3 protein-coding genes are annotated in these 2,571 nt (G+C 62.8%); 1 reads left to right on the top strand and 2 read right to left on the bottom strand.

From position 1 onward, the window contains the following. Positions 1-330 (bottom strand): preprotein translocase subunit SecG (secG, locus tag EN884_RS32590; protein WP_128360992.1); only part of this gene is annotated, 330 nt, incomplete at its 3' end. Between the two features lie 170 nt (positions 331-500). After that, positions 501-1,268 carry a triose-phosphate isomerase gene (tpiA, locus tag EN884_RS32585; RefSeq protein ID WP_013531736.1) on the bottom strand — a complete coding sequence of 256 codons (768 nt, stop codon included), beginning with the start codon at positions 1,266-1,268 and terminating at the stop codon, positions 501-503. Between the two features lie 145 nt (positions 1,269-1,413). Between tpiA and EN884_RS32580 the strand changes: the two genes are divergently transcribed. Then, the coding region (locus EN884_RS32580; protein ID WP_206617702.1) for a SurA N-terminal domain-containing protein at positions 1,414-2,571 on the top strand (1,158 nt) is incomplete at its 3' end.

Raw genomic sequence — 2,571 nt, 5'->3', positions numbered from 1 at the left:
GGTGGGGCCCGCGGGCGCCGGCAAAGGCGTGCTCAACCAGTTGCCTGGAACCACAACTCCGGCGCCGCCCGAGGTCGCCGGCACGCGGTCCAGGATATCGATCGGCTTTTCGCCGTAGCGGGCGACGATCGACAGGGTCAAGGAGGTGGCGAAGAAGGCAGCCGCCAGGATCGCCGTCGCACGCGTCAGCGCATTGGCCGCACCACGCGCGGTCATGAAGCCGGACCCGCCACCGATGCCGAGGCCACCGCCTTCGGAACGCTGCAGCAGCACCACGCCGACAAGGGCGAGCACGACCATGAGATGGATGACGATCAGTACGGTTTCCATAGTTTATCCTGGCAAGGCCTTGCCCGGCCGCGGACACGACCGGTGAATTGGAGGCGGCTCAATACAATGCTTTGACGGCATTTCCAAGCCCGTGGCCGGAATATGGGAAGCAACCCGTCCTTTGCAACGATTTCGTGCACCGGAAGCCCTGTCCGGCAGGGAAAATGTCTTCAAGCAATATTGCGATAGGCCTCGGCGATGCCGAGAAAGTCCGCCGCTTTCAGGCTGGCGCCGCCAACCAGCGCGCCGTCGACATTCCTGACGCCGAGCAGTTCGACCGCGTTGGAGGGCTTGACCGAGCCGCCATAGAGAATGCGCACCTTCGCCGCGACGCCGCCGAGCTTTTCCGATAGCTTTTCGCGGATATGTGCGTGTGCCGCAGCGACGTCGGCCGCTGTCGGCGTCAGGCCGGTGCCGATCGCCCATACCGGCTCATAGGCAATGATGGTGTTGGACGGGGTGGCGCTTGGCGGGACTGAGCCCTCGACCTGCCGCGACAGCACGTCCAGCGTGGCGCCCGCTTCACGCTGCTCATGCGTTTCGCCGACGCAAATGATGGCAACAAGCCCGGCACGCCACGCGGCGGATGCCTTGGCCTGGACAGTGGCGTCATCCTCGCCGCGTTGCTCGCGGCATTCGGAATGGCCGACGATGACATGGCTCGCACCGGCATCCCTGAGCATTTCCGCCGAGATGCAGCCGGTGTAGGCGCCGCTCTCCTTGGTGTGGCAATCTTCGCCGCCGGCATGCACCGGCGTGCGCGACAGGATCTCGGCGGCGTGGGCAAGCAGGGTTGCGGGAACGCAAACCAGCGCTTCGGTCTCCGCGTCAAGCCCACTCATGAAGCCGTTGCCGATCATCCTGAGCTCGTTGAGGGAGGCGCTGGTGCCGTTCATTTTCCAGTTGCCGGCGACGAGCGGGCGAATTCCTGGCGTCATGGGTTTGCTTCTCCGGATGATATCGGGGCTCTGGCCCTCACTACCAAAATCAGGCCACAAAGCAATCGACAGTGGGCCGGAAGGGCGCTATTGCGCTTGTTTCAGACTCGGCGCATGCGAAAATGCGCATAAATCGGAAGTAAAAATGCTTGGTATATTGAGAAGCGCGGCAGGCACCTGGGTCGCGAAGGGGCTGTTGGTGCTGCTGGTGCTCAGCTTTTTGGTCTGGGGCGTTTCCGGACGGCTGATGGGCGGTTTGGCCGGCCATGATTCGGTGATAACCGCTGGCGGCACCAAAGTGTCGATCAACGAATACCGTCTCGCCTATGATCGCCAGCTCGCCGTCATGTCGCAGCAGTTCGGCCAACGTCTCAGCCACGAACAGGCAAAGGCGCTCGGTGTCGATAACCAGGTGCTGGCGCAGCTCGTCTCGGGTGCCGTTCTCGATGAACAGGCCCGCAAGCTGGGCCTCGGACTTTCCAAAGACCGGCTGGCCGAGCTGACACGCGAAGACCCGGCCTTCAAAGGCCCGGGCGGCCAGTTCGATCGCAGAACGTTCGAATATATGCTGCAGCAGATTGGCATGCGACCCGAGGACTATTTGAAGAACCGTGCTCAGGTGGCGGTGCGCCAGCAGATTGTCGAGGCGGTCTCGGACGGCCTCAAGGCTCCGGACACTTTCTTCAAGGCAGTTGCGCTCTATCGCGGCGAAGACCGCACCATCGACTATTTGACGCTGCCCAAGGCACTCGTCGAGCCGATCGTGGCGCCATCCGATAGCGTGCTTTCGGCCTATTTCGAAGCCAACAAGAAGACATATGCGGCACCCGAATACCGCAAATTCTCCTATGTCCGCCTCGAGCCGGTCGACATCATGGATCCGACCGCCGTCACCGACCAACAGGTCAGCGACGATTACAACAAGAACAAGGCGCGTTACACCACGCCGGAATTGCGTACCATCGAGCAGCTCGTGTTCAAGACGCCGGATGCGGCCAAGGCCGCGTTCGATTCGCTCAAGGCAGGCGCCACTTTCGACAAGCTGGTCACGGCGGAAGGCAAGACCCCAGCCGACACGTTGCTCGGCACGCTTGCCAAGGACAAGATCGCCGACAAGGCGGTCGCCGACGCCGCCTTCGCGCTTAACGCCAATGAAGTCAGCCAGGTCGTGCAGGGCGCCTTCGGTCCGGTGCTGCTGCGTGTCACCGAGATCAAGCCCGAGGTGGTGAAGCCGCTGGCCGAGGTGTCCGACCAGATCCGCAAGGATCTGGCGCTGGGCGAGGCAAGCCGCATCCTTCTGGAC

The organism is Mesorhizobium sp. M7A.F.Ca.AU.001.01.1.1 (assembly GCF_004022735.1).
In the GTDB taxonomy this organism is placed as follows: Bacteria; Pseudomonadota; Alphaproteobacteria; order Rhizobiales; family Rhizobiaceae; genus Mesorhizobium; species Mesorhizobium ciceri.
The sequence above is the reverse complement of the archived record's forward strand: the minus strand, read 5'-3'. Positions and strand labels throughout refer to the sequence as shown.